This window comes from Serratia sp. (in: enterobacteria), assembly GCF_052400455.1.
Lineage (GTDB): Bacteria > Pseudomonadota > Gammaproteobacteria > Enterobacterales > Enterobacteriaceae > Serratia > Serratia ureilytica.
Genome location: NZ_CP185812.1, coordinates 1,169,049 through 1,184,710 on the forward strand (window position 1 = coordinate 1,169,049; position 15,662 = coordinate 1,184,710).

Below are 15,662 nucleotides of genomic sequence, written 5' to 3' on the forward strand. Positions count from 1 at the left end.
CGATTTTTATTCAGATTTTTTTAGCGTGACAATTGCGGAAATTAACGAGAGCAACGCCAATAAGGCCAGGCTAAAAGTAATAACCAGGGGGGTTCCGCTATTGAACTCGGCAATAAACTGCGTGGCAACGCTCGCGAGAAGCATGCTGATGAACATGCTCAATCCTGCCGCGGTGCCCGCCAGAGGCTTGATCGCACCAATGGCGCCGGCCTGCGCTGCCGGGCTGGTGATACCGTAGAAAATACTGAATACCATCGTTGGGATGACCAGTGCGGGAATCGACCAGATGTTTATCAGGCTTAGCGTCAGAGCGAGCAAGCTGAAAATAAAGCCGATGATGCTGCCCAACAGCAAACGGCGCCGTAGCGACAGACTTTGCGGTAAACGGCTGGCCGACAAGTTACCGATAATGGCGCTGCCAGACACCATCAATAGCAACAAACTGGCGCCAGAGGCGGAAAGTTGGAAGGTCTGCGTCAGCACGATGGGGGCGGCGGCCATAAAGGCCATAAAGGCCGACTGAGCGAAACCAAATTGAAAGGCGTTGCCGAGAAAGGTGGCGTTTTTCGCCAACTGCCCATAGTCATGGAACAGATTGCTTTTGCCTGCTTCTACGCCAGTTTGCGCTTTGCGGGTTTCGGGGAGACTGAACAAGATGATAACAAACACGATGGCTGCAATAGCGCCGATCAGAATGAAATTTGAACGCCAACCAAAGTTATCCGTTAATAAACCACCCAATGGCACGCCCAGTAGCGGCGATATCATCATAGAAGCGACCAGTTTCGACATGACATTTGCCGCCTTTTCGCTGTGATAGATATCCATGACGATAATTCGCGCCGCAATAACGCCGGCCGCCCCGCCCGCCGGTTGAATAATACGGCCCAAAATTACGGCTTCAATGGACTGCGCCGATAAACAAATGAAACTACCAATAATCAGGATCGCCATGCCTAACAGTAATATGGTTCTGCGTCCCAGTCGATCAGCCAATCTTCCATATACCAGACAAGCAAGGGCAAAACTGATCATCGATAGAGAGACTGTCAGGTTGGCGGTCGCAGGTGTTGTTTCAAAGTATTTAACCAGGCTAGGCACTGAAGGCAGGAAAATTTGGAATGAGGTTGGTCCCAAACCTGACAATAGAATGAGAATGAATTGCAATAGGGCGTGATTGACGTGCGTTTGCTCGCTGGCGTTATCAGAGGACATTTGTCTTCCGTTCATTGCTTCTTCCTGTATTGAGTGTAAGAGACAGCTAAATACCCTCGACATACCGCAATGGGCATTCACCGCAAAAAAACAAATTATTCGCATCCATTTAATTACCTTGCTAACCATTTGTGCCTGTGGTTGGCAAGGTGATTGGGTTTTTTGTTGTTTTTAAAAGACTTTTATCATCACGATGCTGCTGGTAGGGATTGTGATGTTATGTAAAGTTAAGTCCTTTTTTGTTGATCAAAGGTAAACATACGCAAATATTATTTATCTATAAGCTATATCCAAGTCAATCAGTAAGGTTAATTTATTTTAATGATTTTCCTGCTCCTGTAAGCCGAGTGTCGCTGCAGGCCTTGATAAGGCTGCAATCAGGCAGTCGTTGAGTATTCCTTGATTTTTTAATAATGAGTGGGAGGTCACAGAATAAAAATGATAAAAAACAGAACTATTTTTATAGCTTATGAAAATAGAAAAAATTGATATTTTGGTTTTTTGTATTGTTAATTTTGCAGGATTTTGGTTTTAAAAACTGCCTTGTTGTTGCTATTTGGCGATTTTAATCGACAAAGATAATGGGGTTTCTCTCCCTAGGCCTTCCTGTCGTCCATGTTTCAGAGTACGAAAGAAAAATGACGCTCTGATAGGACGGAATCTGGATCGCGAATGGGGTGATTAACACTTAATGTGATTATTGCATTTGTTAATTATTTGCGCTGATGTTTAATGCTGTTTTTTGTGCAAGGATGAATGATTGAACAACGAATTCAGTAAATGTTTGCATGGGATGACGAGGGCTTAGTGACATCTTCATCTTCAAACGGGTTTATGGGGGGACGTCGCTCTCGGCTATATGGCCGTGGATGAGTTTATCGGTTGTTTCATCTCCCCATTCGGCGTTACATCTGGCCGAGCAAACTTACGCGGGGATGACAGTTCTATACATTGGGATTGGTACTGTAGCTCTACCCGATGATGTTGTGTGTTATCCATTCCCTGTAGTGTATTACCCCATCCCTGTTAAGTTTATCCCGCCTTGTGCGGGATTTTTTTATCTGCACATACCCGGCGGCGCGTAGCGCGATTTTTTTGAATAACACCGTCAGTTTTATTCAGTATTCAGCCGTTGCGCGCTTGATTAGATTGAACGCGAGATGGGCGTCGTCGGCGCCTTTGTGCAATGAGTGGAGAATTTCTATGGCGAAGACAGTAGTGGTGTTTCATTCCGGCTACGGCCATACCGAGCGTTTGGCGAAAGTGGTGGCGGAAGGCGCTGGGGCCGAACTGATCGCTATCGATCAGGAAGGCGATATCAGCGATGAAGCGTGGCAGAAGCTGGATGAGGCGGACGCCATCATCTTTGGTTCACCGACCTATATGGGCGGCCCGTCCTGGCAGTTCAAGAAATTCGCCGACGCCAGCTCCAAAGCCTGGTTCGGCCGCAAGTGGCAGGACAAAGTGTTCGGCGGCTTTACCAACAGCGCCAGCCTGAACGGCGACAAACAGGTCACGCTGATTGCGCTGCAAACGCTGGCTTCGCAACATGGCGGCCTGTGGGTCAGCTTGGGGCTGCTGCCGGCCAACACCAAATCGGCGCAGCGTACCGATGTCAACAACCTGGGCGGTTCGGTGGGGCTGTTGGTACAGACGCCGTCGGATGCCGGCGTGGACGAGATGCTGTCGGGCGATCTGGCGACCGCCAAGCTCTATGGCCAGCGCGTGGCGGGCTTTGCCGCCAAACTGGCGTAAGGCCTTGCCGCGTGCAGCGTTCATTTTCTCTGCACATTTGGCGTGTAAGCTGCGAAATGTTATTAGCCTGCTTGGGCTAACGCTGCATTTCGTACAAATATTCCCGGTTCCTAGGCCGGGTTTTTTGTTGCTAAGGTCTGCTTAAGCTTTCGCCGCTACACTGCATGGCAGCACAGGCATGCAATGAATGGCTGTGTCGTAACTGTCGATTTGCTGTTGTTCAAGCAAGCCCGCTTTAGGCGGGCTTTTTTTGGGTTGTTATTGCACGGGTGGCCCAGTTGCAGGAAAATAATCGCGTAGTTATTCAAATATCATTCAACGAGCAATAACCACAATTTTATTAATGTAATTAACGTCGGTCGGCGGCCTATTACGCTTTGCGCTATGCTGTCAGCAGAGCTGAGCATTATTTTCCGACGGTATGCGGGGGAGTCCGCCGCCGCCACATTAGGTTAAGAAAAGTCTGTTAATTAATTGTTAATGCTTTTTATTATTGATTTGTCTGGCTTTTTTGGTTGAAATCCGGGTTGATTATCCCTCACTGGCCGGGCGAGAGAGTATGCACATTATTATTCTGGTTATTAGCAAAATATGGGCGAGGCGATGAACGCCAGAATAAACGCCAGGCATGGCCTGCCGCTTACGGTTCAGCTCATCAATCTTTTCATGCTGGCCTTTTTACTTTCCCTGGTGGGCATTCTTAGCCGGCCGATTGGCTCGCTTTCTTTATTTTGGCCGGTGAATGCGATTCTGCTCGGCCTGCTGCTGCGCAAACCCGCTTACGCCACGCCACTCGGCTGGCTCACGACCTACCTGGGCATGGTTGCCGCCGATCTCAGCACCGGCGAGGGCTGGTCTTTGGCGCTGTGGCTTAACGCCTGCAACATGTCGCTGATCGTCGTCGGTTACGGCATCATGCTGATGCTGCCGCAATCTCAACGGCGCATGGGTAAACCCCAGGCGATACTCTATATGTTCAGCGCCAGCCTGGCCGGTGCGGCGGTGGCGTCGACGCTGTCCGTGCTGCGTAACGATAGCCTGTACAACAACACGGTGGTGGTCGCCTGGCTGGCCTGGTTCAGCGAACAGTTTTCGACGACCCTGCTGCTGTTGCCGGTGCTGATGGCGGCGCCGCGGTTGAAACAGCTGTTACGCATGCAGGTGCGTTGGCGCTTGAAAGGCTGCCTGCCGCTGCTGGCGTTGCTGCTGTCGCTGGCGTTCAGCGTCTATATCGGCGGGCCGGGCGCGATCGCCTTCCCGATCCCGGCGCTGCTGTGGTGCGCGGTGCGCTACCAGCTGTTCCCCGTGACGTTGCTGACGCTGTTGACCGGTATGTCCGAGATCAGCAGCATCTCCGCCAACCTGGTGCTGTATGAAACGCCGAACAACCATAATGCCTTCCTCGACACGCTGATGTCCGCCCGATTGGGTATCGCCATGCTGGTGATGGGGCCGCTGATCCTCGCCAGTTCCATCGCGGCCAACCGTAAGCTTATGCGGCGTCTGGAGCACAGCGCCAACCACGATTTCCTGACCGGCGTGCTGGCGCGCAGCGCGATGACGCGCAAAGCGGGCGAGCTGTTGGAGCACAAGCACCGTTCCAAAGAAGCGGTGTCGTTACTGCTGATCGATATCGATCATTTCAAGCAGATCAACGATACGCACGGCCACAGCGCCGGCGATCAGGTGCTGGCGTCGTTCGCGCACATCGTGCGGCGCGAGCTGCGGCACGATCAGCTGTTCGGCCGCTTGGGCGGGGAAGAGTTCGCCATCATGCTGCCGCGCGCGTTGGCGGCGCAGGGCGTGGCGCTGGGGGAGCATCTGCGCCGGTTGGTGGAGCAGACGGAGCTGCAGGCGGAAGGCAAGCAGACGTTGAAAATCACCATCAGCGTCGGCGTCGCCAGTTTGGCGATGAACGAGGTGAAATCGCTGGAGCAGTTGATGAACATGGCGGATATCGCGCTGTATCGCGCCAAATCGCAGGGGCGTAATCGGGTGGAGTCGTTCAACGTGGTGAACGGCAACAGCGTCGAGCATATCCTGTTCCGCTAACCGTTTTCAGCCTTGCCTGGGCTCGAAGCGGGTTTCGCAGTTAGGGCAAATCAGTATCACGTCTTGCAGCATTGCCGCGCATTTTTGCCGGGTAACATAGCCGCATTTAGGGCAGACGATTTGGGTGGAGCGGTTGATAAAACCTTTAACGCTGCTGGAATCGGACATATCAATAGCCTGTGTCAGGTGAAAACTCACGCTAACACAGGCGACGACACATTTCGTTGGTTATTTTCTGTACGCAGAGGCTTACAGGCTTTTCAGCGCCTTGATGGTCTCATCCATGTCGATCTCGTGCTCGGAGAAGGTATGGGTGGTGTTCTGGAAGGTAGTGATGGTCAGCATGCGCAGCGTTTGCATGGCCTGCGCCTGGTCTTCGGACTGCGGGCGAATGCGGTTCATCAGCAGGCCGACTGACAGCACGGTGTTCTCTTTATCCACGTCGGCTTTGACCGGCACTTCCTTGGTGAAGGTATTGAAAGACTTGATGCTGGTGATCTTGATTCTTTCATTGGCGATGATGATGTATTTGCTGGGCGCCAACACTTTGACCGCATAAGCCGACGGGCCTTTGGTGTTGTTGGTCGGTTCGAAGGTCACCGCCGCGTTTTTCTTAATCAGCTCCGGGTTTTGCACTTTAATCACGTGAAAATAACGATTTTCTCCGTTCTCGTCGGTAATAAAGCCGAAGCCTTTGTCTTCAAAAAAGTCGTTATCTTGCCGTTCATCGCTATTCTCACAAAAAGGTTCAATACAGCGCTTATGATAGCGCGGAATGCCTTGCAGCGACAGATTGCGCGGGCGGCATTTAGTCATGCGATAACGGCATTTAGCGGCTTCCCAGCGACATGCTATGTTCATGCTGACTTTATTCAATGCGCAAAAAGGAATAGCGATGGGCATCAAACGTCTCAATCACGCCGTGCTGTACGTCAGCGACGTGCGGCAGAGCGCCGACTTTTATCATCAGGTATTGGGCTTCAAGCTGAAGCCGTCCGACAGCCCCGATCGGGCGGTATTTACCCAGGCCGCCGACTCGGACAACGATCACGATTTGGCGTTGTTCAGCAAGAACCTGGGCCAGCAGCGCGCCGGGGTGTTTCGCGCCAACGGCGAGCCGCCGGCGGAGCATGAGCCGCCGGCCGGGCTGTACCATCTGGCCTGGGAAGTGGACAGCCTGGAAGAGCTGGAGCGCATTCGCCATCAGCTGGCCGAACGCGGCATTCTCGGGTTGGAAGAGGATCACGGCGTGCACAAAAGCATTTATGGTCACGACCCGGACGGGCTGCTGTTTGAGGTGACCTGGTTTATTCCCCCGGCGTTGCTGACCGAAGAGGACAAAAACCAGCAGGGGATCCGCCCGTTGGATTTCGCCGCCGAGAAGCGGCGTTTCGCCGGCCTCTAACCTGCTCCTGCGCGGGGCGCATCGGCGCCCCGACGCTCACAGCACTTTGTTGAGGAAGTTAACGGTGCGCGGGTGCTGCGGCTGAGCCAGCACCTGCCTGGCGTCGCCCTGTTCGACGATCTGCCCGTCGACCATAAACACCACCCGATCCGCCGCTTCGCGCGCAAAGCCGATTTCATGCGTCACCACCACCAGCGTGACGCCCAGATCCGCCAACCCTTTAATCACGTCCAGCACTTCGCCGACCAGCTCGGGATCGAGCGCGGAGGTCGGCTCATCGAACAGGATCACCTTCGGGTTCAGCGCCAGCGCGCGCGCGATGGCGATGCGCTGCTGTTGGCCGCCGGAGAGGTGGCGCGGGTAGGCGTCCGCCTTGTGGCGCAGCCCGACCGTATCCAGCAGCTCATAGGCCACCGCTTTCGCCCGTTCGCGGGAGTGGATCTTGTGCACCACCGGCGCTTCGATGATGTTTTCCAGCACCGTCAGATGCGGGAACAGGTTGAAGTTTTGGAACACGTAGCCGACGTTGATGCGCTGCCGGAGGATGGCCTTTTCCTTCAGCTCGTACAGCCGGTTGCCCTTGCGGCGGTAGCCGACGTAGTCGCCGTCAATGCGGATAAAGCCCTCGTCGACGCGCTCCAGATGGTTGATCGCCCGCAGCAGCGTCGATTTTCCGGAGCCGGAAGGCCCGAGGATCACGGTCACGGTGCCCGGCTGCAGCGTCAGGCTGACGTCGTCCAACGCCTTGTGTTTGCCGAAGAACTTGCTGACGTTGCTGATTTCGATCAGGCCGCGCGCCGGCACCGGGGTGAGATTGCGTGCCGGCTGTTCGGGCAAGGCGTAATAATCAATGGCTTCAGACATGCGGGTCTCCTAACGTTTTAGCCAGCCGGCCAGTTTCTGCCAGGGCGTCGGCGGCAGTTCGCGCACCGCACCCCGGGCGAAATAGCGTTCGATGTAGTATTGGATCACCGACAGGGCGGTGGTGATGAACAGATACCAGACGGTGGCCACCATCAGCAGCGGTATCACCTGCTGGGTGCGGTTATAGATCACCTGGATGGTGTAAAACAGCTCCGGCAGCGCCAGCACATAAACGATCGAAGTGCCTTTCGCCAGACTGATGATCTCGTTGAATCCGGTCGGAATAATGGATCGCAGCGCCTGCGGCAGAATGATGCGGAAGGTGCGGCGATAGCCCGGCAGGCCCAGCGCCGCCGCCGCTTCGTGCTGGCCGTAATCCACGCCCAGGATGCCGCCGCGGATGATCTCGGCGGTATAGGCGGACTGCACCAGCGTCAGGCCCAGCACCGCCACGGCGAACTGGCCGAGGATATCGATGGTCGGGTAGCTGGCAAACACCACCGAGGTAAAGGGAATGCCCAGCGAGATGGCGTCGTACAGATAGGAAAAGTTATACAGGATGATCAGCACCAGGATCAGCGGCAGCGAGCGAAACAGCCAGATATACCCCCAGGCCAGCGACGCCAGCAGGTAAGAGCGCGACAGCCGCGCCAGCGCCAGCAGGGTGCCGAACAGGATGCTGAACAGCGTGCCGAGCAGCGTCAGCAGCAGGGTCTGTCCCAGCCCCGCCAGCACCGCCGGGGCGAAGAACCACTCGGCGAACACGCCCCATTCCCAGCGCGCGTTGCCCGCCACCGATTGCACGATGGCGGCCAGAATTAACAGCGAAAACACCGCGCCGATCAGCCGCAGCGGATAGCGGGCGGGCACCACTTTCAAGATTTCTTGTTTGGACATGTCATGTCTCCTGATACAGATAAAGGGGCCTTAGGCGATTTTCCTTTCCGACGCGCAACAACAGGCGTCCTCTGCAATCAGGCTTTTGCGGAACGGCAGGCGGCCATCGTAGGGCGGGCGGCTGTAAACCTCGCTGTCGACGGTGGGATCGAACTGCGGCTGATAACCGTTGCTCAGGTACAGGCCCACCGCTTCGGGCTGGCGAAAACCGGTGGTCAGATAGAGCCGGCGATAACCCTGCGCCAGCGCCAGCGTTTCCAACTGCTGCAACACCCGTTGCGCCAGGCCCTGGCGGCGCAGATCGCCCCGCGTCCAGATACGCTTCAGCTCGGCGGTTTGCCCGTCATAGCGCTTGAAGGCGCCCATGGCGATCGGCGCACCGGCGCGCAGCAGCACTATGAAGGCGCCCTGCGGCGGCGCGTACAGGTCCAGCGGTTCCGGTTCCTGGTCACCAAAATAGTCGCCGTAGCGCTGACGATATTCGCCGAACAGCCCCTCGATCACCGGGGCGATCAGCGGATCGGTCGGCAGCGTCTGAATGAAAGTGTCTTGCGTCATCGCGCGCTCCTAATCGCCCAGACCGGGCGGGTTGATTTCCGACTGCGCAAGGCGTTCGACGCTCTCGCCCCAGCGGTTGAGCACCTGATCGTACTGTCCGCCGCGGATCGCGCCGTTCAGCGCTTCATTCACCGCCTGCACCAGCCCGTTGCCTTTACGGGTGGTGACGGCGATGTGCGCCGCCTTGGGCCAACCGCCTTCCACCGTGCCCGCCAGTCGGGTACGGCCATTCAGCGCCGCTTTATAGGCGCCCAGCACGTTGGGCCCGAAATAGGCGTCGGCCCGGCCGGACTGGATCGCCAGCGTGGCGGCCGCATCGTCGGTCACGTAGATCGGCTGGAAGGGTTTGAGCCCCTGCTGCCGATTCTGCTTGTCCCATGCCAGCAAGATGGCTTCCTGGTTGGTGCCAGAGCCGACGATGATCTTTAATCCGGCGATATCGGCAGGCTGTTTGATCGTCGCGATCTTGCCGCCGGTTTTGACATAAAAGCCGAGCGAGTCGATGCGATAGGTGGCGAAGTCGAAGCGGGTTTTGCGCTCTTTGGTGACGGTGACGTTGGTGATGGCCGCGTCATACTTGCCGGAAACCACCCCCAGCGGCCAGTCTTCCCACGAGGTTTGCACCACGTTCAGTTCCAGGCCCAGGCTGTCGGCCACCAACTGCGCGATATCCACTTCGCTGCCGATAAGCTGCCGGTTGTCGGCGGCGAACAGCGCCAGTGGCGGCGTGTTGAGCGCGGCGATCGCGACGGTGAACCGGCCCGGCTTCACGAAGCGGAAATCGGCCGGCAGCTTGGCGATCGCCTGCGGGTTTTTCGGCGCATGGATAGGGGTTTCATTGGCCTGCAAATCGATGCCGGTGCCCGCCTGCGCGGCGCCGGTCAGGCTCAGCAAGGCCGCCACGAGAGCGGCGGTAACGGTTTTCTGCATAGCGGGTATCCCTGAAAACGATCTTATTATTGGGTGAATCTGTTCAACGGACGCTTCAGGCCCAGGTGCTCGCGCAGCGTATCGCCGTGGTACGCCTGGCGGAACAGGCCGCGCCGTTGCAGGACGGGCACCACCCGATCGACGAAGTGCCCGAAGGCGTTGGGCGTACCGCCGCTGATGATGAAGCCGTCGGCGGCTTCGCCGTCGAACCAGCGTTGCAGGCCGTCCGCCACCGCTTCCGGCGTGCCGCTGAACACCGGGCGCGGCGAGGCGGCTTCCAGCGCCACCTGGCGCAGCGTGAGGTTACGCTCGCGGGCGTTGCGCTTGATGGCGTCGGTGGTGCTGCGGAAGCTGTTTTGCCCCAGATCGCCGATGTCCGGGAAGGGCGCGTCCAACGGATGGCGTGAAAAGTCGTAATGTTCGAAGTAGCGGCCAAGGTAGTTGAGGGCGTTCTCGATGCTGACCAGACGGGCCGTCTCTTGGTACTGGCGCTCGACGTCCGCATCGTCGTCGCCGACGATCACGCTGACGCCCTGGAAGATGCGCAGGTCGTCCGGTTCGCGCCCCTGTTCCACCAGCTGCCGCTTCACGTCCTGGTAGAAATCCTGCGCCTGCTCCAGCGTGTCGTGATGGGTGAAGATCGCATCGGCGTGCTTGGCCGCCAGCCGTTTGCCGTCTTCGGAGGCGCCGGCCTGGAACAGGATCGGGCGGCCCTGCGGCGTGCGGCCGATGTTCAACGGCCCCTGCACCGAGAAGAACTCCCCCTGATGATTGAGGGTGTGCAGTTTCCCGGCGCGGAAAAATTCGCCGCTGGCCTTATTGCGCACGAAGGCATCGTCTTCCCAGGAGTCCCACAGTCCTTTGGCGACGTCGAGAAACTCGCCGGCGATGCGGTAACGCAGGCTGTGCTCCGGGTGCTCGGCGCGCGAGAAGTTTTTGGCCGAACCTTCCAGCGGCGACGTCACCACGTTCCAGCCCGCGCGGCCGTTGCTCAGGTGATCGAGGCTGGCGAACTGGCGGGCGACGGTGAACGGATCGCTGTAGGACGTGGAGAGCGTGCCCACCAGGCCAATTTTGTCGGTGGCGGCGGACAGCGCGGCCAATAAGGTCAACGGCTCGAAACGGTTAAGAAAATGCGGAATGGACTTTTCGTTGATATATAAGCCATCGGCGACGAAGACGAAATCGAATTTCCCTTGTTCGGCTTTTTTCGCCGAGGCGATATTAAATTCGAGGTTGATGCTGGCGTCGGCGGTGGCGTCCGGGTGGCGCCAGGCGGACATATTTCCCGATGCGCCGTGCAGAATGGCGCCCAGCCGTAATTGCCGTTGATTATTCGCGTTGTCGCTCATCGTGATTATCCTGTCATGCGCCGAAAGGCGCGCGGTGTCTGATGCGTCCACTATTGATGAGCGCTGTCGGGATGTAAAACAACAAAACAGCATATTCAAATGTTGAAAACTGCAAATATCACGGCGAGCGAAAATAATAATCCCCGGCGCGGCATCAGCGGCGTCGGGGAAATACTATTTCACGTTATTCAGGCGTTGCTGAGGGCTTTTTTCGCTGCGGGGGTTAATTGCTGCAGCGTGCGCTCCGCCAGCAGCGAAAAATAGTGGGCGGCAGGAAAGAGGGCGCGCTCATCGGGATTGAAACGCGGATGGTGCAGGCCGAATTCGCTGGCGGAGCCGATGCTGACGAACGCGCCCGGCACGTGATGCAGATACAGCGCGAAATCCTCGCCGCCCATCTGCAGCTCCGCCTCTTCGACCCGGTAGCCGGCCTCGGCGGCGACGGTTTTGCTGAACGCCGCCCAATGGGCGTCGTTGATCACCGCCGGCGGCCCCGGCTGCCAGTGGAGTTCGGCCTGCGCGCCGAGCGCGGCGGCAACGCCGTCGATCACCTGGCGAATTTTATCCGGCACCTGGCGGCGCACCGCATCGCTGTGGGTGCGCACCGTGCCTTCCAGCTCGACGGTTTGCGGCAGCACGTTCCAGGTATTGCCGCCTTCGATGCGCGTCACGCTCACCACCAGCGATTCCAGCGAGCTGAAGCTGCGGCTGGGCAGCGTTTGCAGCGCGCCGACGATCTGGCTGGCGGTGACGATGGTATCGACACCCTGTTCCGGTTTGGCGGCGTGGGCGCCTTTGCCGGTGATGCGGATCTGGAAGCGATCGACGTTGGCGTAGAACGGCCCGGCGCGGGTGGCGAAGGTGCCGGTGGGCAGCTCCGGCGCATTGTGCAGGCCAAATATCGCCGCGACGTTATCCAGCGCGCCGGCGTCGATCAGGTGCCGGGCGCCGTTGAAGGTCTCTTCCGCCGGCTGGAAGAAGATGCGCACCGTGCCCGCCAGTTCGGCTTCACGCGCTTTGAGCAGGTGTGCGGCGCCGAGCATCACCGAGGTGTGAAAGTCGTGCCCGCAGGCGTGCATCACGCCGCTGTTTTGCGAACTGAAGGGCACGTCGGCGATTTCGTCGATCGGCAGAGCGTCGATGTCGCCGCGCAGCGCGATGATCGGCCCCTGGCCGCTGCCGATCTCCGCCACGACGCCGGTTTTCAGCGCCAACGGCAGAAGGCGAATGCCCGCCTCTTGCAGCCAGCGGGTCAGGCGGGCGGTGGTGGCGAATTCGTGATTGGAAAGCTCCGGGTTTTGGTGCAGTTCACGCCGATAGGCGATGATCTTGTCTGCCAACTGGCTGGTCATAGGCTTGGCTCACAGTGGGAAATAAACCCTAACCCTAGTGCAGGGGCCGCCGAAGCAAAAAGACCATCTGGTTATATTTCATAGCGATTGTGTCTGCACGGTACGTCAACGATGGGGGGAAGGGGCAGGTTTAGGCGTTCGCGCGTTGTTCGCCGGCGCAGGGAGAGGATTGACCTGGAACGGTAACTTACTGCAACCGGTGTCATTCATTTACACCGGACAACACGGATTTTTTCACTCTTTATCGGATTTCTGTGATCGCGGTGGTGGACAAAATCCTGCCTGCTTGCTGTACTGTAATCGACACAGGTTTTGTGTCTTTCATTCACGTTAAAGGTAAGTTTGATGTCTAAGATTAAAGGTAGCGTTAAGTGGTTTAATGAATCCAAGGGCTTCGGTTTCATTACTCCGGAAGATGGTAGCAAGGACGTTTTCGTTCACTTCTCTGCCATCGTTAGCAACGGTTTCAAAACGCTTGCTGAAGGCCAGCGTGTAGAATTTGAAATCACGAACGGTGCCAAAGGCCCATCTGCCGCTAACGTTACTGCTATCTAAGCTGCGTAGCTGAATTTCTTAAAACCCGCTCATTGAGCGGGTTTTTTATTGGGCGCGTTATGCGTCGCTGCGGCGGGCCAACAGGCTGAACAGCAGGATGGCGATGGCGTAACAGCCGACGATGGTCAGCGCCATCGACAGGCCTGAGGTGCCGCCCAGCCCGGTGAGTGGCACGGCGCAGGCACCGAGCGCGAACATGCACACGCCGATCAAGGCCGACGCGCTGCCGGCTTTGTCCCCCTGGCTTTGCATCGCCAGTGACGAGGCGGTCGGGCCGACGATGCCGATCACCGCCACCGAGAAGAACAGCGGCACCAGCAACACGACCAGCGGCGCATGCAGCGCGGCGGCCAACAGCAGCAACAGCGATGCGACGGCCGCCAGCGTTAACCCGCCCCTCAATACCCGGCGTTCCCCCCAACGTGAACTGAGACGGCTGGCCAGCTGCGCCGCAATGATCAGCCCGACGCCGTTAATGGCGAAGCACAGGCTGAACATCTGCGGACTGAGGCCGTAGATCTGCTGCAAGACGAAAGGCGAAGCGCCGATATAGGAGAACATGCCGGCCATGACGAAGCCCTGCGTCAGGCACAGGCCCATGAAATAGCGCTGGGTCAGCAACCCGCCGAGCGACATCAGCATCGCCAGAATGCCGCCCTGGCTGCGGCGCTCGACCGGCAGGGATTCGCGCAGCTTCAGCGCCGACAGGCTGAACAGCAGCACGGCGATGGCCGCCAGCACGCCGAAGATGCCGCGCCAGTTCATCACCTGCAGCATGACGCCGCCCAGCACCGGCGCGACGATCGGCGCCAGGCCGTTAACCAGCATCAGCAGGGCGAAGAAGCGGGTCAGCTCGTGGCCGGCGTACAGATCGCGGGCAATGGCGCGGGAAATCACCGCGCCGCCGGCGCCGGCGATGCCCTGGAGCAGGCGGGCGATCAGCAGTTGGTCGATGGTGGGCGCCAGCGCGCACCACAGCGAAGCGCCCAGCAGCAGGATCAGCGACAGCAGCAGCGGGCGCATACGGCCCAGTTTGTCGCTGTAAGGGCCAAAAATCAGCTGGCCGACGCCCAGGCCGAGCAGCCCGGCGGTCAGGCTGAGCTGCGCGGCGGCGGTGGAGGTATTCAGCTCGCCCGCCATTTCCGGCAGGGCGGGCAGATAGAGATCGGTGCACAGCGGCCCCAGCGCGGCCAACAGGCCAAGCACGACGGCGTACACCAGACGTTGTCTGGCTAAGTGTTTGGTCATGGGAGATTAAGATTTCCTGAACAGGTGAGAAATGGCCTGCTGATACAGATCGCGCAGCAGGGACGCATCGGCTTTTTGCGTGGTAAGGATACGGTAACCGGTGCCTTCGCTCATGACGGCGATAAACTCCACCCGCGCGGCGATCTCTTCCGCGCTGAAATCGGGATACAGCCGCTGCAGGTTGTGGCACACGTGGCGAAACAGCCGCGCCTCCGCATCGCTGAGCAGTTTGGCCACCACCGGGTTGCGCGTGGCCTCGGCGGTCACTTCCAGCATCAGCATGTGATCGGTTTCGCTCTCGCCCGGTTGCTGAAACAGCGTGCGCGCCGCCAGCGTGCCGGCGATCAGGTTGATGTGATCGCCAAGGTTTTCCAGGCGCTGCATCTTGCTGGTGATGATGCGATTGACGATCTCTTCGATAATCGCGTCTTTATTGGCGAAATAGCGATAGATTTGCCCGACGCTGAGCTGCGAGCCCTGGGCAATCTCCGCCATGCTGGCGGCATGGAAGCCGTGGCGGCGGAAGCTGGTTTTCGCCGCTTCGACGATCTGATCGCGGCGCGCCTGCACTTTGGCCTGTTTACTGTCGTTGGGGGAGAGCATCTGCCCGATCCTTTGCTGCGCGTGAGCCGGGTTCACAATTTTGGGTGTGAACGTTCATTCTCAATTGTAGTGTAACGGATGGGGAGGACGCAAGATGAACGCGCGTTGCGGGGAAAAGGTGTTTAGGCGAACAGGTAGGCGTTGATAAAGGCGGCGACGATCAGCACGCACAGCGCAACGGCGATCGCTTCGGCGGTGGTTTTCGGCAGGCTAAACATAGCGATTTCTCATCCAGTCAGGAGTTCTGGATGAGATTATGCGCATGCAAGATTAAGGAAACATTAAGGGCTTAGCGCCCGTTGACCCACATCACCAGCATGAAGGCCAGCAGCGTCATCGCCAGCGAGCCGGCCAGGTTAAGCAGCATGTTGGCCAATGCCCAGCCGAAGCGGCCGTCCTGCATCAGATACACCACCTCCAGCGAAAAAGTGGAGAAGGTGGTCAGGCCGCCGCAGAAGCCGGTGGTGATCAGCAGTTTCCAGGTGGGATCCAGGTGTGTCATGCGGGTGAAGATCGCCATCGCCAGACCGATGATAAAACCGCCGATCAGATTGACCATCAGCGTCCCGAGCGGAATGTGGGCGTTCAGCGGATTCATTTTCATGCTTACTGCCCAGCGCAAAACGCTGCCGACGCCGCCGCCGATAAAGACGGCCAGTAAAGAACTCAACATGGGGCAACTCCCTTTCAAACAGAGAAATTCACGGGCTCGGAAAGGGACAGGCGTAACGCTACGCGCCTCTCTCCGAGAGGTTACGTAGACATCATCAGCCTGTGAAGGCGGTTAGGGAGGAATGTCATCTCCAGCGTGCCGCACGGCCTTTTTCACCGTACCCGATGGATGTTACACCTAACGCCGTCTATTTTGTAGTATCG

Annotated in this window: 15 protein-coding genes, 1 pseudogene and 1 riboswitch; of the genes and pseudogenes, 4 read left to right on the forward strand and 12 right to left on the reverse strand. The window is 58.0% G+C overall.

Annotation, left to right across the window (positions count from 1 at the left end):
- Positions 1 to 6: 6 nt before the first annotated feature.
- A complete protein-coding gene (locus tag ACORQT_RS05515) occupies positions 7 to 1,230 on the reverse strand; it encodes an MFS transporter (RefSeq protein WP_072628206.1) in 1,224 nt (407 codons plus the stop codon).
- A gap of 1,188 nt (positions 1,231 to 2,418) precedes the next feature.
- On the opposite strand from ACORQT_RS05515, the gene ACORQT_RS05520 reads away from it, so the two are divergent.
- The gene (locus tag ACORQT_RS05520; protein WP_033642149.1) at positions 2,419 to 2,970 is read left to right on the forward strand and encodes a flavodoxin family protein; all 552 of its coding nucleotides are present in this window, start codon (positions 2,419 to 2,421) and stop codon (positions 2,968 to 2,970) included.
- 603 nt (positions 2,971 to 3,573) lie between these two features.
- The gene (locus tag ACORQT_RS05525; protein WP_033644213.1) at positions 3,574 to 5,022 is read left to right on the forward strand and encodes a GGDEF domain-containing protein; all 1,449 of its coding nucleotides are present in this window, start codon (positions 3,574 to 3,576) and stop codon (positions 5,020 to 5,022) included.
- A gap of 6 nt (positions 5,023 to 5,028) precedes the next feature.
- Here the strand turns inward: ACORQT_RS05525 and ACORQT_RS05530 are convergent, their stop codons facing one another.
- Entirely contained in the window at positions 5,029 to 5,190 is a 162-nt protein-coding gene (locus ACORQT_RS05530; RefSeq protein ID WP_015376921.1) for a YnfU family zinc-binding protein, read from the reverse strand.
- Positions 5,191 to 5,271: 81 nt separating this feature from the next.
- Positions 5,272 to 5,750 (reverse strand): annotated as a pseudogene (locus ACORQT_RS05535) (cold-shock protein).
- Between the two features lie 167 nt (positions 5,751 to 5,917).
- Here ACORQT_RS05535 and ACORQT_RS05540 point away from each other — a divergent pair.
- Positions 5,918 to 6,427, forward strand: coding sequence for a VOC family protein (locus tag ACORQT_RS05540; RefSeq protein WP_015376923.1), 510 nt, complete (start codon positions 5,918 to 5,920; stop codon positions 6,425 to 6,427).
- A 36-nt stretch (positions 6,428 to 6,463) separates the two neighbouring features.
- Here ACORQT_RS05540 and ACORQT_RS05545 read toward each other — a convergent pair whose 3' ends face one another.
- The 6 genes from ACORQT_RS05545 to ACORQT_RS05570 form a co-directional block, all read right to left on the reverse strand.
- Positions 6,464 to 7,291, reverse strand: a complete 828-nt coding sequence (locus ACORQT_RS05545; RefSeq protein WP_015376924.1) for an amino acid ABC transporter ATP-binding protein — start codon at positions 7,289 to 7,291, stop codon at positions 6,464 to 6,466.
- Positions 7,292 to 7,300: 9 nt separating this feature from the next.
- Positions 7,301 to 8,188 carry an amino acid ABC transporter permease gene (locus ACORQT_RS05550; protein WP_164057490.1) on the reverse strand — a complete coding sequence of 296 codons (888 nt, stop codon included), beginning with the start codon at positions 8,186 to 8,188 and terminating at the stop codon, positions 7,301 to 7,303.
- A gap of 30 nt (positions 8,189 to 8,218) precedes the next feature.
- Positions 8,219 to 8,746, reverse strand: a complete 528-nt coding sequence (locus tag ACORQT_RS05555; protein WP_016928789.1) for a GNAT family N-acetyltransferase — start codon at positions 8,744 to 8,746, stop codon at positions 8,219 to 8,221.
- Positions 8,747 to 8,755: 9 nt separating this feature from the next.
- A complete protein-coding gene (locus ACORQT_RS05560; RefSeq protein ID WP_147839224.1) occupies positions 8,756 to 9,676 on the reverse strand; it encodes an ABC transporter substrate-binding protein in 921 nt (306 codons plus the stop codon).
- 26 nt (positions 9,677 to 9,702) lie between these two features.
- Complete coding sequence (locus tag ACORQT_RS05565; protein WP_042783837.1) at positions 9,703 to 11,028, reverse strand: LLM class flavin-dependent oxidoreductase; 1,326 nt, start codon at positions 11,026 to 11,028, stop codon at positions 9,703 to 9,705.
- 188 nt (positions 11,029 to 11,216) lie between these two features.
- Entirely contained in the window at positions 11,217 to 12,380 is a 1,164-nt protein-coding gene (locus ACORQT_RS05570; protein WP_033651144.1) for a M20 peptidase aminoacylase family protein, read from the reverse strand.
- 345 nt (positions 12,381 to 12,725) lie between these two features.
- Between ACORQT_RS05570 and cspE the strand changes: the two genes are divergently transcribed.
- On the forward strand, positions 12,726 to 12,935 hold the full coding sequence (cspE, locus tag ACORQT_RS05575) for a transcription antiterminator/RNA stability regulator CspE (protein ID WP_004940030.1): 210 nt from the start codon (positions 12,726 to 12,728) through the stop codon (positions 12,933 to 12,935).
- A 57-nt stretch (positions 12,936 to 12,992) separates the two neighbouring features.
- Here the strand turns inward: cspE and ACORQT_RS05580 are convergent, their stop codons facing one another.
- The 3 genes from ACORQT_RS05580 to crcB all read right to left on the reverse strand — a co-directional run bounded on the left by ACORQT_RS05580 (position 12,993) and on the right by crcB (position 15,459).
- Positions 12,993 to 14,183, reverse strand: coding sequence for a multidrug effflux MFS transporter (locus ACORQT_RS05580; RefSeq protein WP_164057489.1), 1,191 nt, complete (start codon positions 14,181 to 14,183; stop codon positions 12,993 to 12,995).
- 6 nt (positions 14,184 to 14,189) lie between these two features.
- Positions 14,190 to 14,786, reverse strand: coding sequence for a TetR/AcrR family transcriptional regulator (locus tag ACORQT_RS05585; protein ID WP_033642155.1), 597 nt, complete (start codon positions 14,784 to 14,786; stop codon positions 14,190 to 14,192).
- Between the two features lie 289 nt (positions 14,787 to 15,075).
- Positions 15,076 to 15,459 carry a fluoride efflux transporter CrcB gene (gene crcB / locus ACORQT_RS05590; RefSeq protein WP_004940022.1) on the reverse strand — a complete coding sequence of 128 codons (384 nt, stop codon included), beginning with the start codon at positions 15,457 to 15,459 and terminating at the stop codon, positions 15,076 to 15,078.
- Between the two features lie 78 nt (positions 15,460 to 15,537).
- A riboswitch (Fluoride riboswitch) is annotated at positions 15,538 to 15,600 on the reverse strand.
- Between the last annotated feature and the right edge of the window lie 62 nt (positions 15,601 to 15,662).

Excerpts from the sequence above, each read along its gene's own strand:
- ACORQT_RS05565 (WP_042783837.1), bottom strand. The coding sequence starts at position 11,028 with ATGAGCGACAACGCGAATAATCAACGGCAATTACGGCTGGGCGCCATT.
- crcB (WP_004940022.1), bottom strand. The coding sequence starts at position 15,459 with ATGTTGAGTTCTTTACTGGCCGTCTTTATCGGCGGCGGCGTCGGCAGC.
- ACORQT_RS05520 (WP_033642149.1), top strand. The coding sequence starts at position 2,419 with ATGGCGAAGACAGTAGTGGTGTTTCATTCCGGCTACGGCCATACCGAG.
- cspE (WP_004940030.1), top strand. The coding sequence starts at position 12,726 with ATGTCTAAGATTAAAGGTAGCGTTAAGTGGTTTAATGAATCCAAGGGC.
- ACORQT_RS05550 (WP_164057490.1), bottom strand. The coding sequence starts at position 8,188 with ATGTCCAAACAAGAAATCTTGAAAGTGGTGCCCGCCCGCTATCCGCTG.
- ACORQT_RS05585 (WP_033642155.1), bottom strand. The coding sequence starts at position 14,786 with ATGCTCTCCCCCAACGACAGTAAACAGGCCAAAGTGCAGGCGCGCCGC.
- ACORQT_RS05515 (WP_072628206.1), bottom strand. The coding sequence starts at position 1,230 with ATGAACGGAAGACAAATGTCCTCTGATAACGCCAGCGAGCAAACGCAC.
- ACORQT_RS05525 (WP_033644213.1), top strand. The coding sequence starts at position 3,574 with ATGAACGCCAGAATAAACGCCAGGCATGGCCTGCCGCTTACGGTTCAG.
- ACORQT_RS05540 (WP_015376923.1), top strand. The coding sequence starts at position 5,918 with ATGGGCATCAAACGTCTCAATCACGCCGTGCTGTACGTCAGCGACGTG.
- ACORQT_RS05545 (WP_015376924.1), bottom strand. The coding sequence starts at position 7,291 with ATGTCTGAAGCCATTGATTATTACGCCTTGCCCGAACAGCCGGCACGC.
- ACORQT_RS05560 (WP_147839224.1), bottom strand. The coding sequence starts at position 9,676 with ATGCAGAAAACCGTTACCGCCGCTCTCGTGGCGGCCTTGCTGAGCCTG.
- ACORQT_RS05555 (WP_016928789.1), bottom strand. The coding sequence starts at position 8,746 with ATGACGCAAGACACTTTCATTCAGACGCTGCCGACCGATCCGCTGATC.
- ACORQT_RS05570 (WP_033651144.1), bottom strand. The coding sequence starts at position 12,380 with ATGACCAGCCAGTTGGCAGACAAGATCATCGCCTATCGGCGTGAACTG.
- ACORQT_RS05580 (WP_164057489.1), bottom strand. The coding sequence starts at position 14,183 with ATGACCAAACACTTAGCCAGACAACGTCTGGTGTACGCCGTCGTGCTT.
- ACORQT_RS05530 (WP_015376921.1), bottom strand. The coding sequence starts at position 5,190 with ATGTCCGATTCCAGCAGCGTTAAAGGTTTTATCAACCGCTCCACCCAA.